This window comes from Paractinoplanes tereljensis (assembly GCF_016862435.1).
Classification (GTDB): Bacteria; Actinomycetota; Actinomycetes; order Mycobacteriales; family Micromonosporaceae; genus Actinoplanes; species Actinoplanes tereljensis.
In genome coordinates this window covers 180,871-203,175 of record NZ_BOMY01000053.1, presented here as the reverse complement: position 1 = coordinate 203,175, position 22,305 = coordinate 180,871, and the positions used below count along the sequence as shown (strand labels likewise).

Here is a 22,305-nt window from a genome sequence, read left to right as displayed (position 1 = left end):
CGTGACTGCCGGGTATCCCCGCGCATCCACGGCCCCCTATAGTGGCCTTCGTCCTTGCGGAGGGGGTCCTTCAAAGGGGGAGGATTGGGTTAGTGACCAGCGCAGATAGCGCCAGTACGGAGGGTGTGCGGGTGACCGCGCAGCGACGCCGGTGGCGCAGTCGCGGATACCTCGTCACGATGGGGACCGTCCTAAGTCTCGCTGCTGGTCTCGGGCTTACCGTGCTCGGGCTCGGCTCGGCCGATCAGGCCGTGGCCAGCTTCGACGCGGCTTCCTGGGTGTGGTCTCGCTCCAAGGGCGAGGTCGCGCGCATCAACGGGGTGACCGCCAAGGTGGACACCCGCGTCGATGTGCCCAACGCCCGCGGGCACGCGCTCGAGATCAGTCAGACCGACCGGTTCGTGCTGTTCCGGGATGTGAACACCGGCGCGATCGGCTCGATGGATCTGACCACTCTGCAGGAATTCTGGAACTCGTCGTCCAGTCCGGGCTTCGGCGTGCGGGTGGCGCTCTCCGAGGACTCCGCGTTCGTGGTGGACACCGTGCAGGGTCAGGTGCAGCAGCTCGACCCGCGGTCGCTCGGGCCGATCGGGCAACCCCTGCGGTTCCCGCCGGGCATCACCGGCGGCGTCTACGACGGCACGGGCAAGCTGTGGATCGCGGCGCCCAGCGAGGGCACGGTGACGGCGATCGCGCCTGCGGCGCTCCCGTCCGACTCGCCCGGGGGTGATTCCGCGGCGGGTCCTTCGATTGTACGGACGGAGGCCGTTGCCGCCGCGAGTCATGACCTGACCCTGTCCACGCTGGACGACGGTGTCGCCGTGCTGGACCGCACCACCAACGCCCTGTCGACCGTGCGTGCCCAGGCCGCGCCGGTGAAGCAGACGCTTCCGCTGCCTGGCCCCGGGTCGCTGGCTCCGCGCACCGACGGGAAGTCCGTGCCGGTCACCGTCACCGACTCCCGGCACGTCTATGTGGTCGGTGAGCAGGGTGTCCGGGCCGACTTCACGGTTCCGGGCAGCGGTGACGAACTGCAGCCGGCGGTGGCGTGGGAGGGCTTCTTCTACGTGGCCGACTCGGAGACCGGCAAGGTGCACGTCTTCGACTCCATCGGCAAGGCACAGAAGGACATCACGTTCCAGAAACCGGGCGGCTCGCTCGAACTGGACGTGCGCGAGGGCTACCTGTTCATCAACGCACCGGGCTCGTCCACCGCCCGGGTCGTCGACAACAACCACGCGGTGCGCACCGTCGACAAGTACGCCGACGACGTGCTCGGTGGTGACCCGCCGCCGGTCAAATCCGACGACCCGCCGCCTCCGCCGCCGAAACCGAAGAAGCCCGTGCAGGCCAAGCCGGGTGCGCCGCGCAACGTGCGGGCCGCGGCCGGCAACGCCGAGGCCCGGGTCACCTGGCAGGCGGCCGAGGACAACAACGCCCCCATCACGCGATATGTCGTGGAGGGCGCCGGCAAGGTGTTCCAGGTCGGCGCCGACCAGCGGTCGCTGACCGTCACCGAGCTGACCAACGGCGAGACCTACCAGTTCGCGGTGCACGCGGTGAACAAGAAGGGCGACGGCCCGACGCGGACGAGTAACGCCGTCAAGCCGACCTCCGAAGTCCCGGACGCACCGACCGCGGCCACCGCCGAGGCGAAACCGGACGGCACCGTGGTGGTCACCTGGCCGGCCGCCAACGGGCAGGGCCTGGAGATCAAGCGCTACACGGTCACCGCGATCTCCGAGGGCGGCAGCGCGCCGATCGGCGACGCCACCGAGACGTCCCTGACGATCCCGGCCGGCCAACTGGAGTACGGCAAGCAGTACGCGTTCACCGTCGTCGCGATCAACGAGCGTGGTGCCGGGTCGGCGGCGTCGCCGGTCAGCGGCAGCGTCACGCCGTTCACCAGCCCGGCCAAGCCCGACGGCGTCGAGGCGGCAACGGTGACCGAGACGGCCGGCGCGGTCACGGTCGCCTGGCAGGCACCGGCCGACAACGGACGGCCCATCAGCAAATATGTGGTGACGGCCGGTGGCAAGACCACCGACGTCACCGGCGGCACGGCGGTGACGCTGACCGGGTTCGGGGCCGGCGAGACCGTCGCGGTCGAGGTGCGGGCGGTCAACGAGGCCGGCGAGAGCGAGCCGGGCACCGCCACCGCCAAGACCGTCTCCGCACCCAAGGTGACGATCACCGGAGTGGACCCGGGCATCGACACCGCGAAGATCTCGTTCACGGTCGACCAGGGCGGCGGCAAGGCCGCCTGCTCGGTTGCCTCCTCGGACGGCGGCGGCTCGGCGTCCGGCAGTTGCACCAGCCTGTCGGTGGCGAAGCTGACCGCCGGCACGGCCTACACGTTCACGATCACCGCCAAGAACGCGGCCGGCTCGGTCACCGCCACCAACAAGAGCACGACCGACTACCGGTACGGCATCGCCACCTGCAACAACGGCGAGAACGGCGACACCGCGACGTACTGCGACAAGGACGTGACGGGCCGGAACGGCAACGAGATCTTCAGCGTCACCCAGCAGGACAACGACAAGCAGACCGGCTGGGCGAAACCGGGCACCCGCCTGCAGGCGTACTGCAAGAAGTCCGGCGAAGAGGTCTACGCCTACATCTACAACAGCGACAAGAAGAGCACCTGGTGGATCCAGGTCAACTACAGCGGCAAGAACTACATCCCGTGGGCGTGGCTCAACCTCGAGGGCGGGGACGACCTGGCCGACCTACCGGCCTGCTGAGGTAACGAGACTCGTGTACAACGAACCACTGCCACCGCAGCACATCCAAGGTTTCGCCCAGGTCGCCGAACAACTCGCCGACCGGATCGGGACGGTCGTGCTGGGCAAGCCCGAAGTGGTGCGCCTCGCGCTCACCGCCCTGTTCGCGCAGGGGCACGTCCTCCTCGAGGACGTGCCCGGCGTGGGCAAGACGACCCTGGCCCGCGCCCTCGCCGCCTCCGTGCAGGGGGTGTGGCGGCGCATCCAGTTCACCCCCGACCTGCTGCCCTCCGACGTGTCCGGCGTGACGATCTTCAACCAGGCCAGCCGCGGCTTCGAGTTCCACCCCGGCCCGGTCTTCGCCAACATCGTCATCGCCGACGAGATCAACCGGGCCTCGCCGAAGACCCAGTCGGCGCTGCTCGAGGTCATGGAGGAACGGCGGGTCACGGTGGACGGCGTGCCGCACCCGGTGCCGCAGCCGTTCCTGGTCGTGGCCACCCAGAACCCGGTCGAGATGGACGGCACCTACCGGCTGCCGGAAGCCCAGCTCGACCGCTTCCTGGTGAAACTCTCCGTCGGGTACCCCAGCGAGGAGGTCGAGATCGAGGTGCTGCGCGGGGCGGCGCTGCGTTCGCCCGACGCCCTCGACCCGATCACCGACACGGCCACCGTCGGCGAGATGGTGAAGATGGCCATGCGCGTGCACATCGCCGACCCCCTCTACGCGTACGCCGTCCGGCTCGCCGCCGCGACCCGAAACCATCCGCAGGTACGGGTCGGGGTCAGCCCCCGGGGCGTGATCGCGCTGACCCGCGCCGCCTGCGCCTTCGCGCTGATCAACGCGCGGGGTTACGTCCTGCCCGAAGACATGAAGGAGCTGATCGGCCCGGTCTTCGCGCACCGCGTGCTGCTGTCGGCCGACGCACAACTGCGTGGCGTGACCGCGGCCGAGGTGCTCGACGACGCGATCCGCTCGGTCCCGGTCCCACTCCCCGACAACCGCGTCACGGCCGGGGCGTGACCGGGGGAGAGGGCGTGGCCGGGGCGTCGCGCGAGGCGAACGACGTTACGTCGTCGCGCGCGGCGGGAACTGCACAGACGTATCGCGCGGGGGAAAGCGCGGGGGCGGTCGCCCAGACGCCGTCGCCGGCCGGCAGCGCTCCGCCGGCCGGCGACGGTCCCACCAGGCCCGCCCCGGACGGCCGCCGCGGTGCCGGGCTGAGCGGCGCCGCGCTGCGTGGCGTTCGTCGGCTCGCCGGGCGGGGGCGTGGGAACGGTGGGGTGACCGCTCGCGGGATCGGGCTGGCGATCGGTGGCGTCCTGCTGCTGGCTGCCGGGTTCCGGCTTGGGTACCCGGATCTCGCGCTGCTCGGGGCGGTCGCGCTCGTCGCGGTCGGGTGCGGGGTGGCGTTCGCGCTCTGGCGGCCGCGGCTCGGCGTCGAGCGGATCGCCGACCCGGATCGGGTCGCGCGCGGGGAACCGGCGCGGATGACGCTCACCGTGCGCAACACCAGCCGGCTTCGGGCGGCCAACCTGGTCGCGAGTGACCGCTGCGGCGGGGAAGCCGTGCCCGTTCCGCTGCTGCGCCTGCGGCCGGGGAAGGACACCACCGTCGACTATCCGGTGCCGACCAGCCGGCGCGGAGTGGTGCCGATCGGGCCGCTGCGGGTCACCCGGGGGGATCCGCTCGGGCTGATCACGCTGGCCCGTACGTACGGCGGGGTGGCTTCGGTGTGGGTGCATCCGCGCATTCACCTGCTGCGAGCGGTGCCGGCCGGGATGGCGCGCAGTCTCGACGGGCGGATCGACAAGGTGCCGCACGGGACGATCACCTTCGACTCGCTGCGCGAATACGTGGTGGGGGACGAACTGCGGCGGGTGCACTGGCGCAGCTCGGCCAAGGTCGGCGAACTGATGGTGCGGGAGCAGCTGGACACCTCGGAACCGACCATCGTGGTGCTGCTCGACGACCGGGCCGCCGCCCACCCGCGGGGCCGCGACGGGATCGCCGAGTCGTTCGAGGCGGCCTGCGAGGCGGCCGCGTCGATCGTGGCGGCGGCCGTCCGCGAGGACCTGCCGGTCAGCCTGCACCTGGTCACGGCCGTGCCGAGCGGCCCCTACCTGGACGTGCTCACCGAGGCCGCGCTGCGCCCCGGCGACCTGGACGCCACCCTGCGCCGGATGCGGGCCGGCCGCCTCGGCGACACCCTGGTGTTCCTCACCGGCCCGGGCGGCCGTCCCGACCTGGGCGCGGTGAGCGCGTTGCGCGGCCCCTACCCGGTGGTGATGGCGGGCCTGTTCGGCGACCGCGACGCGGCCCCGGTCTCAGCAAGCGACGGCCTGATAGTCATCGAAGCCGAGAACGGCGAGGAATTCGCCGCCGCCTGGGACGGCGTCCGCGGATGGTGACCGGAGGCGGGCGGTTGGGGGACGGGTTAGGGGCTCGCCCCGATGCTGGGCGGGCGCTCGCATGATGAAGTGGATTCGGTCGTTAGTGGTGGGCGGCGCGCTCGCTGGGATGATCGCGCTGGCCGGGGTCGTGCTGGGCGGGATCTTTGCCGACTCTCTGCTGGCGGAGCTGGTCGGTGGGGCGGCGGTCGGTTCCGTCGGGCTCAGTCTGGCGGCGAGGCGGCTGCCCAACTGGGTGGTGGCACCGCTGTCGGCGGTGCTGCTGGGGGCGTACACCCTGCTGGTCCTCTGGATCAGTGCGGGACGCGCGGAGATCAGCGCGCCCCTCGCTCAGACCGCGCGGGATTCGCTGGTCAACGGGATTCCGCGGCTGCTGACCGCGATGATTCCGGTGGAACCGACGCCGGACACCATCGTGGTGCCGGTCATCGCCGCCTGGCTGGCAGGGCTGGCCGGCGGCGAGATCGCCGTGCGGGCCGGACGGGTGCTGCTCGGGATGGTCCCGGTGGCGGGCTTGTACGCGGGTGCGCTCTACGTGGTCGGGCCCAACGCGTCGGTGGCCGGGTGGACGACGCTGGCGTTTGCGGGGCTCGCGGTGGTGGCGCTCGCCGCTACCGCGCGGCCGAAGAGCGACGAGCTGGCGGGCGTGCCGGCGGCTACCCGGGTCAAGGTGCGCGGGCGCGCGCTGGCCGGAGCCGCGGCCGGGCTGGCGGCGGTGCTGGTGCTGGCCGTGGCGGTCGGGCCCTGGGTGGGCGACCGGGTGGCGGCCACGCCGGTCGACCCCCGGCAATACGTCGAACCGCCGCAGGTGGACACCCTCGACGAGAGCCCGCTCAATCGCATCTCGGGTTGGGCCCTGAGCCCCAAACAGAGGCTCCTCGAGGTAAGCCCGATCAACGGAGGCGGCGCGACGGACGCAGCTCCGGGCAGCGGCGCGCCGGGGGCGACCCCGGGCAGCGGCGCGACCGGCGCGACCTCGGGCAGCGATGCGACGGGCTCAAACCCGAGCGCGGCGTCCCAAAGCGGCGCGGCGTCCCAAAGCGGCGCGGCGTCCCAAAGCGGCGCGGCGTCCCAAAGCGGCGCGGCGCCGGTGCGGAAAGCCAAGACGATCCGGCTTCGGCTGGCGGTGCTGCCTGACTACGACGGGATCACCTGGCGGGTGGGGGCCACCTACCGCAACGCGGGGCGGGTTCTTCCGGCGCAACCGGCCATCCCGGACGCCACCGTCACCGACGTGCGTCAGGAGATCACCGTGGACGGGCTCACCGGGCGGCTGCTGCCGGCGGTGCCGGCGCCCAGCCGGATCACCGGGGCCCGGGTCGCCTACGACGCCGGGACCGGCACGCTGATCCGGTCCGAGCAGCTCACCGCCGGCACCAAGTACACCGTCGAATCCCGGGTGCAGACCCCGGACTACAACCTGCTGCCGGCCGCCGACGTGCCCTCCGGTGACGCGGTCGCCCGCTACCTGGCGGTCGGCGACGGCGTGCCCGAGCAGATCACCCGGCTCGCCGAGGAGCTGTCCGACGGCAACGGCGCCGCCTACGACCGGGCCGCGAGCATCGAGGGGTTCATCGCCGAGCACTATCGCAAGGTGGCCGACGCGCCGAGCGGTCACGCGTACCCGAACCTGGCCTTTTTCCTTTTTGGTCCGCGTGATCAGGGTGGGCAGGTCGGCACGTCGGAGCAGTTCGCGGCGTCGTTCGCGCTGCTGGCCCGGCTGACCGGGCTGCCGTCGCGGGTGGTGGTGGGGTTCGACGCGCCGGCCGCGGGTGGCGCGGTGACCGGGGCCGACGCGATCGCCTGGCCGGAGGTGTTGTTCGACGGGCTGGGCTGGGTGCCGTTCGATCCGATGCCCAAGTCCAAGAATCCGCGCCCGGTCGAGGAGGACTTCACCCCGAAGCCCACCAAGCCGCCGACCCCGCCGTCCGAGGCGCCGACCGTCAGCCCGTCGGCCGAGGCGTCCGCGCCGCCTGCGGTGCTCGCGGCCGGCGATGGCCGTGGTCCGGGCGCGGTGGTTGTCGCCGGCGGAGCGTCCGGATCGGTGCTGCTGGTGCTCCTCGCGGCCGCGGCGGCGACCATCACGATGCGGCGCGGCCTGCGCCGCCGCCGGCTCGCGGCCGGCACGCCCGACGACCGGATCACCGGCGCCTGGCAGGAGCTGAGCGACACGTTGCGCTTGGCGGGCCGCCCACTCCCACCGCACCTTTCAGCTTCCGAGGCGGAGGAGTACGCGGCCACAAGAATCACAGCGCCCGATGCCCGGTTGCCGCCGCTCGACGAGGTCGTCGCCGGGATCAACACGGTCGGGTTCGCGCCCGGTGCCGCCGACAGTGGCCGGGCCGACCGGGCCGGTCGGCAGGTGGTCGCCTACGCCGACGCGGTGCGGGGGCGCCGGTCCTGGTGGCGGCGGATCTGGTGGAGCGTTCACCCGGGCCCGCTGCGATGGCACCGCAACGGGTGATGTGACTGTCTGAATAGGGACTGGGCCCTCGACCGCTCGTTTGATCACTGAGAGTATCGAAATTCTCACAGAACGAGCTGTACGAGTCCACCGGAGAGACCCATGTTCAACTGCATCACTCCGCCGTTCATCCTGAACAAACTTCTCGACAGCAGCGACGCGACGATCCGCGGAGCCGCCATGGATACCCTGATCACCACCGCCCGGCTGCGCGGCCAGCGCGAGGTGCGCGGGCTCATCGCCGGCGCCCTGGTCAGCCCGGCCGCCGGCCGCCGCAGCGTCTTCGACTGCGCCAACAGCACCTTCCTGCCGTTCGCCAAGCTGATGCGCTCGGAGGACGACGGGCCGGTCGCCGACAAGTCGGTCAACCAGGCCTTCGAGGGTCTCGGAGTGACCCGCGCCTTCTACCGCGACGTCTTCCAGCGCGACTCCATCGACGGCCACGGCATGCGGCTGCAGGGCTTCGTGCACCGCGGCCGGCGCTACAACAACGCGTTCTGGGACGGTCAGCAGATGGTCTTCGGGGACGGCGACGGCAAGGTGTTCGCCGACTTCACCGGTTCCCTCGACGTGATCGCCCACGAGCTCGGGCACGGCGTCACCGAGCACACCGCCAACCTGGAGTACCGCTTCCAGCCGGGCGCGCTCAACGAGTCGCTGTCCGACGTGGCCGGCTCGATGGTGAAGCAGTGGCACCTCGGGCAGACCGCCGACAAGGCCGACTGGCTGATCGGGTCGGACATCTTCACCCCGAAGATCGAGGCCGACGCGCTGCGGTCGATGAAGGCGCCCGGCACCGCGTTCAACAACGACCTGTTCGGCGAGGACCCGCAGCCCGACCACATGGACCGCTACGTCGAGCTGCCGGATACCGACGAGGGCGACAACGGCGGCGTGCACATCAACTCGGGCATCCCGAACAAGGCGTTCTACCTGGTGGCGATCGGCATCGGCGGCAACTCGTGGGAGGCCCCCGGCCACATCTGGTACGAGTCGCTGCGCGCCTCGACCTCGACCACCAACTTCCAGCAGTTCGCCGACACCACCTTCAGCAAGGCCGGCGAGCTGTACGGGGCGAGCAGCCCTCAGCAGCAGGCCGTGCGGGCGGCGTGGGACGAGGTCGGCATCCGGGTCGGCTCCGAGCCGACCCTGTCGCGCCGCTGATGCGGGTGTCCCTGACCACCCACGGCGGGCTGGCCGCCCCGATCAACTCGCGGCGGCCGCCCCGCACCCTGGACACCGACCGGATGCCGGCGGCCACCGCCGGGCAACTGCGGCGGCTGGTGGCGGCGGTGCTCGCCGAGGGTGGCGGGGGCCGCCCCGACCGGGGGCGGGACGCGATGACCTACACCATCACGATCGACGACGACGGCCGCGCGGCCACCGTCACCGGCTCCGACACGAGCATGTCGGCGGCCTTCGGTGCCCTGCTCAGCCTCATCGAGAGACAGACGGATTAGCCCGAACGGGCAGTCCACTGTGAACAAATGGTTAACAGACAAGTCGATCTTCATCCGTCGATGGCGGTGTTCCGTAAAGCGGGGGGTGGGTAGGGGCCCACATACACCTTCATCAGGGGGAACAACTACATGCTGAACACACGTCGCTCCCGTGTCCGCGCTCTCGGTGGGGTCGCCATGGCCGCCGTCGTAGCGGGAATCGGTGCCGTCACGTTCAACGCGTCGGCCGCCACGGTCGCGTCGCCGGCCGCGCCGGCACCGTTCGGGCCCGAAGCCCGGAGCGTCAAGATCCCGCTGATCGCCGAGGCCATCCGGCCGCCGGCCGGCTCCCGGCCGATCGGCGCCTACGTGGTCGTCAACGGCACCCAGAACTACACCTGCGTCGTCCCCGACGGAGCCACCGTCGGCGCGTTCACCGGCAAGTCGACGCCGGAGGCGCAGCTGCTCGGCACCGGCGGCCGCATCCACCACTTCGCCGGCCCGAGCTGGCAGTCGACGCGCGACCAGTCGCTGGTCACCGCCGGCTCGCCGATCACCTCGGCGCGCGAAGGCACGATCCCGGAGCTGCGGCTGACCGTGCTCACCCACACCGGCAAGGGCATCCTCGACAAGGCCGACTACATCAACCGCCTGCTCACCTCGGGCGGCGTCGCCCCGACCACGTCCTGCGCCAAGGACGAGGTCAAGAAGGTTCCCTACGGCGCGGTCTACGTCTTCTGGGACGCCCCGGCCGTCTGATCCGGCTCGCTGCCGTGCGCCTTGGTGCGCACGGCAGCGCCCGGTCAGGGACGGCTGCGGATCCGGGCGAGGGCGGCCTCGGCCAGGGCGATCGGCGCCTGGTCGGGAATCCAATGGCTGACGCCGGTCAGCTCGACGAAGCGGTAGTCGGCGGTCACCCACGCGCCGCAGGATTCGGCCGCGATGCGACCCATGGCCAGATCAAGATCACTCCAGATGTACGTCGTGGGCACCGTGACCGGGCAAGCGGCGACGTAATCCTTCTCGGTCATGGCGGCGTACCACCGCAGTGCCGCAAGCAACGCACCCGGCTCGCGCATCGGGCCCACGTAGCGTTCGATGCCCGCCTCGCTCAGCCCGGCCCCGGCGAACATCCGGCGCAGCCGGCGTTCGTCATCGGCCAGCAGCAACGCCGCGGCCCGCGGCCCGTCCCGGAACAGATTCGCGTAGGAGAACCGCTCGCGCTGGTCGGGATCGGTGTCGAGCGCCCGCCACAGCGCCGCCGGATGCGCGACCGACACGGCGGTGAGCGTGCGCACCCGCTCCGGCCGGTCGATGGCCAGCTGCCAGGCCACGAGCGAACCCCAGTCGTGCCCGAGCACGTGCACGTCGGCCAGCCCCAGCACGTCGAGAACCGCGGCGGCGTCGGCGGCCGCCTCACCCACGCGATAGGCCTCGACACCGTCGGGACGCGCGCCCGGCGAGTAGCCCCGCTGGTCGATCGCGATGGTCCGCAGCCCGGCGTTCCACAGGGCCGGCTGCACACCCGCCCAGCTCCGGCTGTTCTGCGGAAAGCCGTGCAGCAGCAGAACCGTGCCGCCGCCGCCCGGCCCGCCCGCGAAGACGTCGAAGGTGAGACCGCGCGCCCGGACCCGCATCGTCAGCTCGTGACGTCCTGCACCAGGCTGATGATCTCCTTGGTCACCACGGGCGGTTCACCGGCGCTCGGGCAGGCCGCGTACTTGATCATCTGGTAGTTCACGATCAGCAGGTACGTGAAGGTGTCGTTGCAGGTGATCCGGGTCGGCCACGGACGGGCGCCCTCGGCCTTGAGCTGCGGGTTCTCGGCCAGCTTGGTGATCTTGGCCAGGTCGGTGGCGCTCAGCTTGCCGGAGCGGTCCGAACCCTTGTCGCTGCCGGCCGTCCAGGTGCCGTCGCGCTTGATCGTGGTGGTCTCGGTGATGCCCGCGATGCCACCCGACTTGACCAGCTGAATGCCCTGGAAATCGGCGGAGCCGCCGCCGGTCGGGGCGGCCGTTGCGGTGGTGCCCGCGGGCGGGCGGTTGCTCGTGCCCGGTGTGCCGGGCGCCGACGGGGTCACGGGTGGCGCCGACGTGACCACCGGGGCGGACGACGCCGACGTGGTCGCGGGCGTGGCGGTGGTGGCCGGGTCTTCCGAGCAACCCGCCAGTGCCACCATCAGAACAGCCGCGCCCACACCCAGGCGAACGAACGTATTGATCACCATCACCCCCGTCGACGGCCGAACCTATGCGGCGGGGATCGATGCTGTCAATGCGGCCGGTCAGCCGATCGAGCTGTCCGGGGCGCCGTTGAGCTCCTGCAGCTGCTGGTTGACGTGGTTGTTGAGCGCCGTCTGGTAGCTCAACGCGAGCTGACCGAGCCGGTCGATCTCGTCGAGCATGGCGTCCCGCTTGACGCCGATGCTGCTCAGCGCCTCGGAGTGGTTGCGCCGGGCGTCGCTCTCGATGGTGGCCGCGTTGAGCTGCGCCTCGCTGGTGAGCTGCTCGGCCTTGGTGCTGGCGCTGGTGATCAGCTGCTCCGACTCGACCTGGGCGTCGCGCATGTGGTCGTCGGCGGTGCGCTGGGCCATCATCAGCACCCGGGCGTTGCGGTCGTCGTCGACCGGCGCGACCGGGACGATCGCCGAGTTGCGGGTGCGCTCCAGCTCGGCCTGCACGCTGCGGGCGTTCTGCTCGGCGCGGGCGCGCGCCTCCTGCAGCCGGTCGAGCTGGTTGACCAGCTGGTTGAGCTCGGCGCCGAGCTGCATGTTGGACGACGTCGACGAGGGGGAACCGCCGCCGTCGCGCTGCAGCTGGTCCTGCAGGACGTTGTTCTCCTCGAGGAGCCGGATCAGCTCCTGCTCGACCTCGTCGAGGAAGGCGTCGACCTCTTCCTCGTCATATCCACGCTTGCCCATGGGCGGCTTCTTGAACGCCATGTTGTGGATGTCTGCTGGCGTGAGCGGCATCATGGTCCTCGGTTCGGCGGTGGCGGAGGGGTGCGGCCCGAAATCCTACGCGACGCCGCTGAGAGGTCCACGTGGGCGTGATCACGTGTCTTGCGAATCGGGAGAAATACCCTCGAAAGCGTCAGCTAATTGGGTCGACCAGGCACGCACCACCCGGGCGCGGCGCCGCGAGTCGTCGGTGAGCACGTCGGCCAGGGCCAGGCCACGGGCCAGGTCGAGGGTGGCCTGGATCAGGGCGCGGATCTCCGGGTCGGCGTCGTCGACCCGCAGCAGCCGTACGGCCCGGTCGTGCACCCCGCGCGCGAAGTGACGTTCCAGCGGCAGGACGGCGGCCCGCAGCTCCGGATCGGCGGCCGCGACCGTCCAGACCTGCAGGGCGGCCCGGAACAACTCGCCGCCGATCGTCTCGACCAACCCCGCGACGACCGTGTGCACCCGGTCGAGGCCGGTCCCGGTCGGCTCGGGCAGCGCGTCGAGCAGGGCGGCCCGCTCGTCGAACATGAACTCCAGCGCACCCAGGATCAGCGCCTCCCGGGTGCGGTAGTGGTGCTGCACCGCGCCGCGGCTGATCCCGGCCTCGGCCGCGATGAAGCCGACCGTGGAGGCTTCCCAGCCGTGCGTGGCGAGGCAGCGGATGGTGGTCTCCAGCAGGCGTTGCCGGGTGGCGCGGCTGCGGTCCTGCTTGGGCTGCAGGTCAGTCATCCGACACCACGGCCAGGGGCGTGCCCTGGGTGACCTGCCGGCCGACGCTGACCGGCAGCTCGGTGACCGTGCCGGCGGCCGGGGCTCGCACGGCGTGCTCCATCTTCATCGCCTCGAGCCAGACCAGCGGCTGGCCGGCGGTCACCGCGTCGCCGACCTCGACCCCGATCCGGACGACAGTGCCCGGCATCGGCGCGACCAGCGCACCGGCCGGCATCCGGTCGGCCGGGTCGGCGAAGCGGGGCAGTTTCCGCAGCTCGATCGACCCGGCAGGGCCGTCGATGACGACCCGGTCCCCGAACCGCCCTACGGCGAACGTCCGCCACACCCCGTCCAGATCCAGGGTGACCTCGTCGCCGCTGGCCCGGACCAGAGCCACCCCCGGCAGGCCGTCAACGGTCAGCCCGTCCCGGTCGAATCGGTATTTAACCGTTATTTCGGAGTCGCCAAGGGCGTAGACCCGGCTGCGGAAGCCAACCGGGATGTTCCGGAATCCGGCGGTCAGTCCGGGCAGTAGCGGCCCACGCTCGGCCGCCGCGTCCGCGACGGCCGCGATCAGCGCCCCGACCGCGGCGCCGGAAGGACCGGCCACCGCGCCAACCGCGCCAACCGCGCCGGCCGCGCTGCCCGCGCCAACCGCGCTGCCCGCGCCAACCGCGCTGCCCGCGCCAACCGCGCTGCCCGCGCTAACCGCGCCGGCTCTCTCGGCGAATGCGCCGAGCCCGCCGCGACCCCCACCCTCCAGCAAGCCGGAAATGTCGTCGTAAAAGGTGGTGTTGGCGGTGCCGGCCAAGAACGTGGGGTGCAGCAGGCTTGCCACCAGTAGGTCGCGGTTCGTGGTTACGCCGTGCACGCGGGCTCGGCGCAGCGCATCGGCAAGTTGCCGGGCCGCCGACTCGCGGTCAGCCGCGTATGCGATGACCTTGGCGAGCATCGCGTCGTAGTGGATGCCGACCACGCTGCCGTCGGTGACGCCCGAGTCGACCCGGATTCCGCCGCTAGCCGGAATGTCGAACTGCCGGTCCGCGGCCGGGACGTCGAAGCGCACCACCGTGCCGGTCTGCGGCCGCCAGTCCGCGGCCGGGTCCTCGGCGTACAGGCGGGCCTCGATCGCATATCCGGTCATGCCCGGCTCCGGGCCGGTCAGCGGGCGGCCGTTGGCCACGTCGAGCTGCAGGCCGACCAGGTCGACGCCGGTGACGCACTCGGTGACCGGGTGTTCGACCTGCAGGCGGGTGTTCATCTCCAGGAACCAGAACTCGCCGGCCTCGTCGGCCAGGAACTCGACCGTCCCGGCCCCCCGGTAGCCGACCGCGGCCGCCGCCGCCCGCCCGGCCGCCAGCAGCCGTTTGCGCAGGTCCCCGCCGAGCCGTTCGACAAGCGGCGACGGCGCCTCCTCGATGACCTTCTGGTGCCGGCGCTGCAGCGAGCACTCCCGCTCGCCGAGCGCCCAGATCCGGCCGTGCTCGTCGGCCATCACCTGCACCTCGACGTGATGCCCGGCTTCGAGATAGCGCTCGCAGAACACTGTCGGATCGCCGAACGCCGACGCCGCCTCCCGGGCCGCCGACGCGATCGCCTCCGGAAGGTCGGCCAATGTCCGTACGATCCGCATCCCCCGACCGCCGCCGCCGGCCGACGCCTTGACCAGCACCGGCAGGTCTTTCTCGCCGAGCGTGGCGACGTCCAGCCGGTCGAGCACCGGCACCCCCGCCACGGCCATCCGGCGCTTCGACTCGATCTTGGAGCCCATCACCTCGATCGCCTCGGGGGAGGGGCCGATCCAGATCAGACCCGCCGCCCGTACGGCTCGGGCGAAGTCGGCATTCTCGCTGAGGAACCCGTACCCCGGGTGAATGGCGTCGGCACCGGCCCGGCGGGCCGCCTCGATGATCAGATCGCCGCGCAGATAGGTCTCGGCCGGCGTGTCGCCGGGCAGCCGGACGGCGCTGTCCGCCTCGCGGACATGCGGCGACGCCGCGTCGGCGTCGGCGAACACCGCCACCGTGGCCAGGCCGCGGCGGCGGCAGGTGGCGAAGACCCGCCGGGCGATCTCGCCGCGGTTGGCAACCAGCACGCTAGTGATCATGCGACTCACATCCGGAAGACGCCGAAGGCGTGGGTGCCCTGGACCGGCGCGGAGTGGATGGCGGACAGGGCGACGCCGAGGACGTCCCGGGTGTCGCGGGGGTCGATGATGCCGTCGTCGTAGACCATTCCGGACAGTACGAGGGGCATCGACTCGGCGGTGATCTGCTGCTCGACCATCATCCGCACCACCTGGGCACCGTCCTCGTCGAACGGTTTGCCGCGGGCCAGCGCCGAGGCTCTGGAGACCATGTAGGTGACGTCGGCCAGCTGCGCGGCGCCCATCACGGCGGAGCGGGCGCTGGGCCAGGAGAACACGAACCGGGGTTCGTAGGCCCGCCCGCACATGCCGTAGTGCCCAGCTCCGTACGAGTTGCCGATCAGCACCGAGATGTGCGGCACCGTCGAGTTCGACACCGCGTTGATCATCATGGCGCCGTGCTTGATGATCCCGCCCTGCTCATACTCCTTGCCGACCATGTAGCCGGTGGTGTTGTGCAGGAACAACAGCGGCGTGTGCGACCGGTTGGCCAGCTGGATGAACTGGGCGGCCTTCTGCGCCTCTTCGCTGAACAGCACGCCTTGAGCGTTCGCGAGAATCCCCACCGGATAGCCGTGCACCCGAGCCCACCCGGTCACGAGTGAGGTCCCGTAAAGCGGTTTCACCTCGTCGAAGTCGCTGTCGTCGACGATCCGGGCGATGACCTCCCGCGGATCGAACGGCGACTTGAGCCCCGGCGGCACGATCGACAACAGGTCCTCGGCCGGGAAGCGCGGCGGCTGCGTCCCGCCCGGTGACGGGCCGTTCTTCTTCCAGTTGAGCCGGGCCACGATCCGCCGCCCGATCCGGATCGCATCCTGCTCATCGACCGCATAGTGGTCGGCCAGCCCCGACACCCGGGCGTGCATCTCGGCCCCACCGAGCGACTCGTCGTCGGACTCCTCGCCGGTGGCCGCCTTGACCAGCGGCGGCCCCGCCAGGAACACCTTGGACCGCTTCTCGATCATCACCACGTGGTCGCTCATCCCCGGCAGGTAGGCCCCACCGGCGGTCGAGTTCCCGAAGACCAGCGCGATCGTCGGAATCCCTTTTGCTGACAGCCGGGTGAGATCCCGGAAGACCGCCCCGCCCGGAATGAAAACGTCCTTCTGGGTAGGCAGATCGGCCCCACCCGACTCGACCAGCGCGATCAGCGGAAGCCGATTGGCCAGCGCGATCTCATGCATCCGCAGCGTCTTCCGCAGCGAGCAGGGATTGCTGGCCCCACCCTTGACGGTCGGATCGTTGGCCACCAGCAGGCATTCCACCCCACTGACCACCCCGATCCCCGCGACCACACTGCCGCCGACGGCGAACTGCGACCCATAGCCAGCGAGCGCAGCCAGCTCAAGGAACGGCGAGTCAAGGTCGAGCAACAGCTCGATGCGTTCCCGAGCGGTCATCTTCCCGCGCGCCTGATGCCGGGCAACGGCCTGCTCACCGCCGCCCGCAACGGCTTTTGCGGTCTCCGCCGCGATCTCGTCAAGCGCCGCGAGCATGGCTTCTCGCGCGGCGTCAGCCTCGGCACCGGCCGCATCAAGCGTGGATCGCAGGACGGTCATGATTCCTCCAGCAGCGATTCCGGAATGTCCACCAGCCGCGATCGCAGCCATTCCCCAAGCCCTTTGGCCTGCGGATCAAACCGCCCGTGGTAGGCGACCCCAGCCCCAAGCAGCCCCTCAACCACAATGTTGACCGCAAGCAGGTTGGGCAGCCGAGTGATCCGAATCGGCCGTCCCACTGTCTCCGGCAGAAGCCCACGAACAACATCTTCAGTCAAAAGCCCAACCAGCCAGCTGTACGCCTCCGTACGACGCACCCAGACCCCGACATTCGCGTCCCCGCCTTTGTCCCCAGACCGAGCCCCCGCAACCGTCCCAAGCGGCAGCCGCCTCGTCGGGCCGACGCCGGCGCCTGGGATGGCTGGGCCTGGGATGGCTGGGCCTGGCAGCGGTTCGAGAGGCTGGTGCACGCGCGGCGGGTCTATCGGCTCCACGGTGCCGTCGTCGTGCACTACCTCGTGCGGGGCGATCTCCTGGGGCACGTAGCCGGCGGTGAAGACGCCGTAGGGGTGGGCGCGGCCGGGTGGGGTGGTGGCGAAGAAGCCGGGGTAGGAGGCCAGCGCCACCTCTACCGCGGCGTTGGCGAAGGCTCGGCCGGCCTTCTTCTCGTCGGGGTCGCGGGCCACGACCGTGAGCAGCGCGGACGCCTGCTGCTGGGTCGGTGCGTCGGGGGAGTCGACCCGGGACAGGGTCCAGGTCAGCTCGGCCGGGCGGACCGGCAGGCCGGCCTCGAACTGGCGGCGGAACAGGTCGGCCTTCGCCTCGATGTCCAGGCCGGTCAGGACCACGGTCATCTCGTTGCGGAAGCCGCCGATCGAGGTCAGGCACACCTTCAGATCGGGCGGGGGAGCCTCGCCCCGGACGCCCTCGATCGCCACCCGGTCCGGGCCGTCCGGGCGCAGGGACACCGTGTCCAGGCGGGTGGTGACGTCCGGTCCGGCGTAGCGGGCGTCCTGCACCTCGTACACCAACTGCGCGGTCACCGTGCCGATCGTGACGGCTCCGCCCGTACCCGGATGTTTGGTAATGACCGACGAGCCGTCGGCGGAGATCTCGGCGATGGGGAAACCGGGGTGCCGGAGATCTTCGATCTCCGTGAAGAACGGGTAGTTGCCGCCGGTGGCCTGGGTGCCGCATTCCAGCACGTGCCCGGCGACGGTGGCCCCGGCCAGCCGGTCGTAGTCGGTGCGCTGCCAGCCGAAGTGGGCGATGGCCGGCCCGATGACCAGCGACGCGTCGGTGACCCGCCCGGTGACCACGATGTCGGCGCCGGCTTCCAGGGCCCGCGCGATGCCGAACGCGCCGAGGTAGGCGTGCGCCCCCAGCGGCCGCCCGAGGCCCAGTTCGGCGGCGCGGGCGGTTAAGTCGTCGCCGCGGACCAGGGCGATCTTGGCGGGTAGGCCCAGCTCGCGGATCGCGGCTACCAGGGCGGTGGGGTTGGCGCCGCCGGCGTTGGTGACGATGCGTACTCGGCGGTCCAGGGCCAGGGCCAGGCAGTCGCGCAGCTGGGTGAGGAAGGTGCGGGCGTAGCCGGTGGACGGGTCGGTGGCGCGGTCGCGGCCGAGGATGAGCATGGTCAGCTCGGCCAGGTAGTCGCCGGTCAGGACGTCCAGCTCGCCGCCCTCCAGCATCTCGCGCATCGCCGGCAGGCGATCCCCGTAGAAGCCGGAGCAGTTGCCGATGCGGATCACCCGCCGAGGCTCGCACAGCTCAGAAAAACAAGCAAGCGTGCTTGTTTTCTCGCGGGTCGGCTCGCTACCGTTCGGTAATGCGGCTCAACGAGGACCATGCAGCGTTCCGGGACAGCGTCCGCCGGTTCGTCGACACCGAGGTCAACCCGCACGTCGACGGGTGGGAAGCGGCCGGCCGGGCGCCGTTGCACGACCTGTTCCCCAAGGCGGCGGCGCTGGGTTTGCTCGGTCTCGAATACGACGAGGCCTACGGCGGCGAGGGCGCCGACCACAGCTTCCAGCTGGTCGCCGCCGAGGAGTACGGGCGGATGCACGCCGGCGGCGTCGGCATGGCGATGGGCGTGCAGGCGATGATGGCCACCCCGTCGCTGCACGCGTTCGGCACCCCGGCGCTGAAGGAGCAGTACCTGCGGCCCGCGATCGCCGGCACCGCCGTCACCGCGATCGCCGTGACCGAGCCGGACACCGGCTCGGACGTCTCCCGGCTGCGCACCCGGGCGGTCCGTGACGGCGACGACTGGGTGATCACCGGCCGGAAGGTCTACATCACCAACGGCGCCCAGGCCGACTGGCTGTGCCTGCTGGCCCGCACCTCGGACGAGGGCGGCTACCGCGGCATGTCGCAGATCGTGGTGCCCACCGATCTTCCCGGCTTCAGCGTGGTGCGCACCTTCGACAAGCTCGGCAACCGCTGCTCCGACACCGCCGAACTGTCCCTCGACGAGGTGCGGGTCCCGGTGGCCAACACGATCGGCGAGGTCGGCCGCGGTTTCCAGCAGCAGATGCGCCAGTTCGTCACCGAGCGCGTCTTCGCCGCCTACACCACGGCGGGTCAGTGCCAGTACGCGCTGGACCGCACCCGGGCCTTCGTGCACGACCGCTCGGTGTTCGGCCGCCCGCTGGCCGACCGGCAGTACGTGGCGTTCCGCCTGACCGAACTCCAGGCCGAGGTAGACCTGCTGCGCAGCCACAACCTGCAGACCGCCGAGGCGCTCATGGCCGGCGACGACATCACCCGGATGGCCACGGTGGCAAAGCTGAAGGCGGGCCGCCTGATCCGCGAGGTGGCCGACTGGTGCCTGCAGTTCCACGGCGGCATGGGCTACCTGGAGGAGACCTGGACGGCCCGCATGCTGCGAGACGTCCGCCTGACCTCGATCGGAGCCGGCGCCGACGAGGTAATGCTTCAGGTCCTGGCCCGCCTGGACGGCCTACCCGCCTGACCCGACCCGCCGCAGCGCTGGTGGGCTGCGGCGGCGGGCTGGGGCGGCGCTGTCTGACGCTACGGGACGGCCTTCGCGTACACCTCGATTTCGCTTGCTGTGATGTAGCCGGCCGGGCGAGCCGTCATCACCAGCCGGACCGCGGCGGTTCGGGCGGTCAGCGGGACGTCCACCTGGGTGGGACCCTCGGGGTTCACGGTCAGCTCGGTGCTGGCGTCCTGCCAGGTGCCGTCGGTGGCCAGGATCTGGGCGCGCAGGCCGGCCGGGAAGCTGGCGTTGGTGCCGTCTCGGTAGAAGTAGACGCTGACTCGGGTCAGGTCGCGCTCGGCCGGCAGGGTCGCGGTGATCGTGTCGGCGGGGTTCTTGGTGCCGGAACGCCAGTTTGACCAGGCCTTCTCCGTGCGGTCGCCGTTGCGCAGGCCGACGGGGGAGTAGCCGCTCTCGGTGTAGGTCGCGGTCATCGTCACGCCCTCGTCCAGGGCGGCGTTGACCTCGATCGGCTCGACCACGGTCACGATCGCCGTCGCGGGCAGGGTGCTGCCGTCCACTACGGTCGCGGTTCCGGTCACGGTGAACGTGCCTACCTCGTCGAAGGCCGGCGGGGTCGCCCACGCGACCGGGAGGGCGGCTTTGCCGCCGTGACGACCGATTCCGGTCACGGTGGGCGGGAGTGTCGGGCTTCCTGAGGTGTACGTCGTAAGCCGGGCCGGCGTCGTCGCGATGAACGTGTCCACCGTGACCTTGGCGGTTGCCGGATGGCGGCGGCCGAGCGGGTCGGTCGCCACACCGGTCACCTTTACCGTTCCGGGGTGGCGCCAGGCCGAGGCCGGCGGCATCGTCCAGGTGACCGGGAGACTGCCGCGGGCACCGTCCCGGTAGACCGGGGTGACGGTGGCCGGCAGAACCGGAGCCAGGCCCGGAACCGTGTAGGTGACGGCCGGCGTCGTGCGCAGCACGGTCTCGTCGATCAGGGTCCAGCGCTGGTTGGCCCCGGAGGTCGGGGTGTAGGTGCCGACCGGACTGCCATCGGCGGTCGCCTGCCCGGACACGTCGACCAGGCCCCCGGTGCCGACGTTGATCAATGTCCAGCTCCCGTCGCCGGTGGTCGACACCATCCACTCGGCCGAGATCCCGTCGGCCGCCGTCCCGTCGGTCACCAGCGCCCCGCCGCGCACGGCCAGCCGCCGCTGATCGTCGGCGGCGCTGATTACGGCGTACCGGGCGCGGTTGCTCCTGGGGTTGGTCAAGGGGTTGATTTTCCAGAGCTGGGTGGGGCTGGTCGGGTCGGTGGTGCGCAGGACAGCGCCGGTTTCGGTGGGGGTCAGGGAGCGGGCGCTGGCTGTGCCCTGCAAGCGGTAGACGTGGCCGGGCTGGATGGTGGCGGCGTCGTGGGCTACGCCGGAGACGCCCTCGATCTGGAACGTGGTCACCGAGCCGGCGGGGGCGGTCAGCGTTGCTGAGCGGGCGCTGATCCGGATCGGTGTGCCCTTTACCAACGGGCCGGCCGCGCTCGAGACGATCGGGGTGACCCTTGCGCCGGGGTGGAACTTGGCGAAGCCGGACAGGTCCAGGGTTACCGCCTCGTCCTCGGTGCCGGCGTTGACGTGGACGACTGTGGCGGACGATGGGCGTACGGCGGCGATGGTTTTGGGGTCGTTGACTTTGACCATGTGGTCGCCGGGGCGGATGAAGTGGGTGAAGTTCCGGATCGTGTCGAACTTGGTGTTCGTCTGGATGGGACATGACGATGGGGTGGCGTCGGGGGTGCAGTTGAACGGGATGTGGATCTCGCCCCAGTTGCCGCCGCCGGCCTGCTGGGGGATCGCGTCCTCGATCGGCTGCCACAGCACCCAGGCCGAGGGTTCCAGCTCGCGCAGGTCGTCGATGATCCGGCCGGCTATGCCCAGGCCGGGGCCCATGCCGGTGTAGTCCGTGGTGCCGGTGCCGAAGTCGCCCTCTACCTCGCTCATCCACAGTGGCTTGCCGGCCGCCTTGGCCGCGTCGCGCACGCTGGTTCGCCGGCCGGTTCCGTAGGTGTGGACGTTCAGCTGGTCCACCGCGGCGCGCGCCTCGGGGCTGTAACCGGCCCAGTCGGTCATGAAGATGCCGGGGTTGGTCTCGTCGGGGGCCGAGATCTTCGTGGAGGTGGCCCGCCGCAACGCCTGGATTACCGCGGACTGCAGGGCGGGACTCGCGTGTGCACCCTCCTGGCGGCCGCCGGTGGGCTGGCCGTCGGCGCCCAGCGTCGTACCCCAGTAGTTGGTGTTTGGTTCGTTCAGCGGGTTGATGGTGTCGAAGTGGATGCCGTGCGCCTGCTCCAGGTGGGTGGCGACGCGCGTCAGGTAGGTGGCGAAGTCGTCCAGCCGGTCGGGGCGGATCTGGTCGGTGGTGGAGTTGAAGCCGCCGGAGACATAACCGCTGACCGTCTGGAAGTACGGCGGGGAGTTGCTGAACGCCTCCCACTTGGTGATCCGGTCCTTGATCTGGTCGACCCACCAGCGCTGGTTGGCGTCGGCGTCCAGGTTCCAGTCGGCCGGATCGTCCGGATCCCACCAGTCGGTGTCGGTGTGCGTGGTGCCGGCCGGCGCCTGCCAGAAGCCGGGCATGGTGGCGCCGGTCTTCATGTAGTCGGTGCGCACGTCCGGCGCGTTGCCGCCGCCGATGTTGTAGCGGGCGATGTTCAGGTTGAGGCCGTCCGCCCCGAAGACCAGGTCGACCAGCTTCTGCCGGATCGGTTCGGGGTAGCCGCCGGTCGCGTTGGCGAACCAGACCAGGCTCGTCCCCCAGCCCTCGAAGGCGGGCTGCTGATAGGACGGATCAATGTGAACGCTCACGTCTTTGCCGGCGGCGACTTCCGCAGCCGACGCCGGCGCGGACGTAAAGGCGGTCACGAGAGTGGCGGCAGCGATCAAGGAGACGGCTCTCATCGCGACAGCATAGATGGAAACCTATGGATGTCCCGAGCCTCGGCGTGAACGTTAACAACG

16 protein-coding genes are annotated in these 22,305 nt (G+C 71.0%); 8 read left to right on the top strand and 8 right to left on the bottom strand.

Annotation, left to right across the window (positions count from 1 at the left end):
- The first annotated feature begins 179 nt into the window (after positions 1-179).
- The 7 genes from Ate02nite_RS41930 to Ate02nite_RS41900 all read left to right on the top strand — a co-directional run bounded on the left by Ate02nite_RS41930 (position 180) and on the right by Ate02nite_RS41900 (position 9,800).
- On the top strand, positions 180-2,747 hold the full coding sequence (locus Ate02nite_RS41930; protein ID WP_203813576.1) for a fibronectin type III domain-containing protein: 2,568 nt from the start codon (positions 180-182) through the stop codon (positions 2,745-2,747).
- A 13-nt stretch (positions 2,748-2,760) separates the two neighbouring features.
- Complete coding sequence (locus Ate02nite_RS41925) at positions 2,761-3,750, top strand: AAA family ATPase (RefSeq protein WP_203813509.1); 990 nt, start codon at positions 2,761-2,763, stop codon at positions 3,748-3,750.
- Between the two features lie 260 nt (positions 3,751-4,010).
- Complete coding sequence (locus tag Ate02nite_RS41920) at positions 4,011-5,138, top strand: DUF58 domain-containing protein (RefSeq protein WP_203813574.1); 1,128 nt, start codon at positions 4,011-4,013, stop codon at positions 5,136-5,138.
- Positions 5,139-5,199: 61 nt separating this feature from the next.
- Positions 5,200-7,602 (top strand): transglutaminase TgpA family protein, encoded by a 2,403-nt coding sequence (locus Ate02nite_RS41915; protein ID WP_239148108.1) that lies wholly within the window; start codon positions 5,200-5,202, stop codon positions 7,600-7,602.
- 102 nt (positions 7,603-7,704) lie between these two features.
- Positions 7,705-8,766: a M4 family metallopeptidase gene (locus Ate02nite_RS41910; RefSeq protein ID WP_203813508.1), complete on the top strand. Its 1,062-nt coding sequence runs from the start codon at positions 7,705-7,707 to the stop codon at positions 8,764-8,766.
- Positions 8,766-9,062, top strand: coding sequence for a protealysin inhibitor emfourin (locus Ate02nite_RS41905; RefSeq protein WP_203813507.1), 297 nt, complete (start codon positions 8,766-8,768; stop codon positions 9,060-9,062). The genes Ate02nite_RS41910 and Ate02nite_RS41905 overlap by 1 nt, the downstream gene beginning before the upstream one ends.
- 129 nt (positions 9,063-9,191) lie before the next feature.
- Positions 9,192-9,800 carry a DUF3455 domain-containing protein gene (locus tag Ate02nite_RS41900; RefSeq protein WP_203813506.1) on the top strand — a complete coding sequence of 203 codons (609 nt, stop codon included), beginning with the start codon at positions 9,192-9,194 and terminating at the stop codon, positions 9,798-9,800.
- Positions 9,801-9,844: 44 nt separating this feature from the next.
- Here Ate02nite_RS41900 and Ate02nite_RS41895 read toward each other — a convergent pair whose 3' ends face one another.
- From Ate02nite_RS41895 to Ate02nite_RS41865, 7 genes are all read right to left on the bottom strand, one after another.
- Positions 9,845-10,678: an alpha/beta fold hydrolase gene (locus Ate02nite_RS41895; RefSeq protein WP_203813505.1), complete on the bottom strand. Its 834-nt coding sequence runs from the start codon at positions 10,676-10,678 to the stop codon at positions 9,845-9,847.
- Positions 10,679-10,680: 2 nt separating this feature from the next.
- Positions 10,681-11,220: a hypothetical protein gene (locus tag Ate02nite_RS41890; RefSeq protein WP_203813504.1), complete on the bottom strand. Its 540-nt coding sequence runs from the start codon at positions 11,218-11,220 to the stop codon at positions 10,681-10,683.
- Between the two features lie 105 nt (positions 11,221-11,325).
- The gene (locus tag Ate02nite_RS41885; RefSeq protein ID WP_203813573.1) at positions 11,326-12,012 is read right to left on the bottom strand and encodes a DivIVA domain-containing protein; all 687 of its coding nucleotides are present in this window, start codon (positions 12,010-12,012) and stop codon (positions 11,326-11,328) included.
- Positions 12,013-12,093: 81 nt separating this feature from the next.
- The gene (locus Ate02nite_RS41880) at positions 12,094-12,714 is read right to left on the bottom strand and encodes a TetR/AcrR family transcriptional regulator (RefSeq protein ID WP_203813503.1); all 621 of its coding nucleotides are present in this window, start codon (positions 12,712-12,714) and stop codon (positions 12,094-12,096) included.
- Complete coding sequence (locus Ate02nite_RS41875; protein WP_203813502.1) at positions 12,707-14,803, bottom strand: acetyl/propionyl/methylcrotonyl-CoA carboxylase subunit alpha; 2,097 nt, start codon at positions 14,801-14,803, stop codon at positions 12,707-12,709. The genes Ate02nite_RS41880 and Ate02nite_RS41875 overlap by 8 nt, the downstream gene beginning before the upstream one ends.
- A 5-nt stretch (positions 14,804-14,808) precedes the next feature.
- Positions 14,809-16,404: an acyl-CoA carboxylase subunit beta gene (locus Ate02nite_RS41870; protein WP_203813501.1), complete on the bottom strand. Its 1,596-nt coding sequence runs from the start codon at positions 16,402-16,404 to the stop codon at positions 14,809-14,811.
- Entirely contained in the window at positions 16,401-18,095 is a 1,695-nt protein-coding gene (locus tag Ate02nite_RS41865; protein ID WP_275422997.1) for an acyclic terpene utilization AtuA family protein, read from the bottom strand. Before Ate02nite_RS41865 ends, Ate02nite_RS41870 begins: the two co-directional genes overlap by 4 nt.
- Positions 18,096-18,172: 77 nt before the next feature.
- Here Ate02nite_RS41865 and Ate02nite_RS41860 point away from each other — a divergent pair, with 77 nt between their 5' ends.
- Entirely contained in the window at positions 18,173-19,318 is a 1,146-nt protein-coding gene (locus Ate02nite_RS41860; protein ID WP_203813500.1) for an acyl-CoA dehydrogenase family protein, read from the top strand.
- Between the two features lie 59 nt (positions 19,319-19,377).
- On the opposite strand, the gene Ate02nite_RS41855 is transcribed toward Ate02nite_RS41860, so the two are convergent.
- The gene (locus tag Ate02nite_RS41855) at positions 19,378-22,245 is read right to left on the bottom strand and encodes a glycoside hydrolase (protein ID WP_203813499.1); all 2,868 of its coding nucleotides are present in this window, start codon (positions 22,243-22,245) and stop codon (positions 19,378-19,380) included.
- Positions 22,246-22,305: the final 60 nt, after the last annotated feature.

What these genes read in the sequence shown, in the direction of transcription:
- Ate02nite_RS41930 (WP_203813576.1), top strand. Translation starts at nt 180, where the DNA reads ATGGGGACCGTCCTAAGTCTCGCTGCTGGTCTCGGGCTTACCGTGCTC.
- Ate02nite_RS41915 (WP_239148108.1), top strand. Translation starts at nt 5,200, where the DNA reads ATGATGAAGTGGATTCGGTCGTTAGTGGTGGGCGGCGCGCTCGCTGGG.
- Ate02nite_RS41910 (WP_203813508.1), top strand. Translation starts at nt 7,705, where the DNA reads ATGTTCAACTGCATCACTCCGCCGTTCATCCTGAACAAACTTCTCGAC.
- Ate02nite_RS41905 (WP_203813507.1), top strand. Translation starts at nt 8,766, where the DNA reads ATGCGGGTGTCCCTGACCACCCACGGCGGGCTGGCCGCCCCGATCAAC.
- Ate02nite_RS41900 (WP_203813506.1), top strand. Translation starts at nt 9,192, where the DNA reads ATGCTGAACACACGTCGCTCCCGTGTCCGCGCTCTCGGTGGGGTCGCC.
- Ate02nite_RS41895 (WP_203813505.1), bottom strand. Translation starts at nt 10,678, where the DNA reads ATGCGGGTCCGGGCGCGCGGTCTCACCTTCGACGTCTTCGCGGGCGGG.
- Ate02nite_RS41890 (WP_203813504.1), bottom strand. Translation starts at nt 11,220, where the DNA reads ATGGTGGCACTGGCGGGTTGCTCGGAAGACCCGGCCACCACCGCCACG.
- Ate02nite_RS41885 (WP_203813573.1), bottom strand. Translation starts at nt 12,012, where the DNA reads ATGCCGCTCACGCCAGCAGACATCCACAACATGGCGTTCAAGAAGCCG.
- Ate02nite_RS41880 (WP_203813503.1), bottom strand. Translation starts at nt 12,714, where the DNA reads ATGACTGACCTGCAGCCCAAGCAGGACCGCAGCCGCGCCACCCGGCAA.
- Ate02nite_RS41875 (WP_203813502.1), bottom strand. Translation starts at nt 14,803, where the DNA reads ATGATCACTAGCGTGCTGGTTGCCAACCGCGGCGAGATCGCCCGGCGG.
- Ate02nite_RS41870 (WP_203813501.1), bottom strand. Translation starts at nt 16,404, where the DNA reads ATGACCGTCCTGCGATCCACGCTTGATGCGGCCGGTGCCGAGGCTGAC.
- Ate02nite_RS41860 (WP_203813500.1), top strand. Translation starts at nt 18,173, where the DNA reads ATGCGGCTCAACGAGGACCATGCAGCGTTCCGGGACAGCGTCCGCCGG.
- Ate02nite_RS41855 (WP_203813499.1), bottom strand. Translation starts at nt 22,245, where the DNA reads ATGAGAGCCGTCTCCTTGATCGCTGCCGCCACTCTCGTGACCGCCTTT.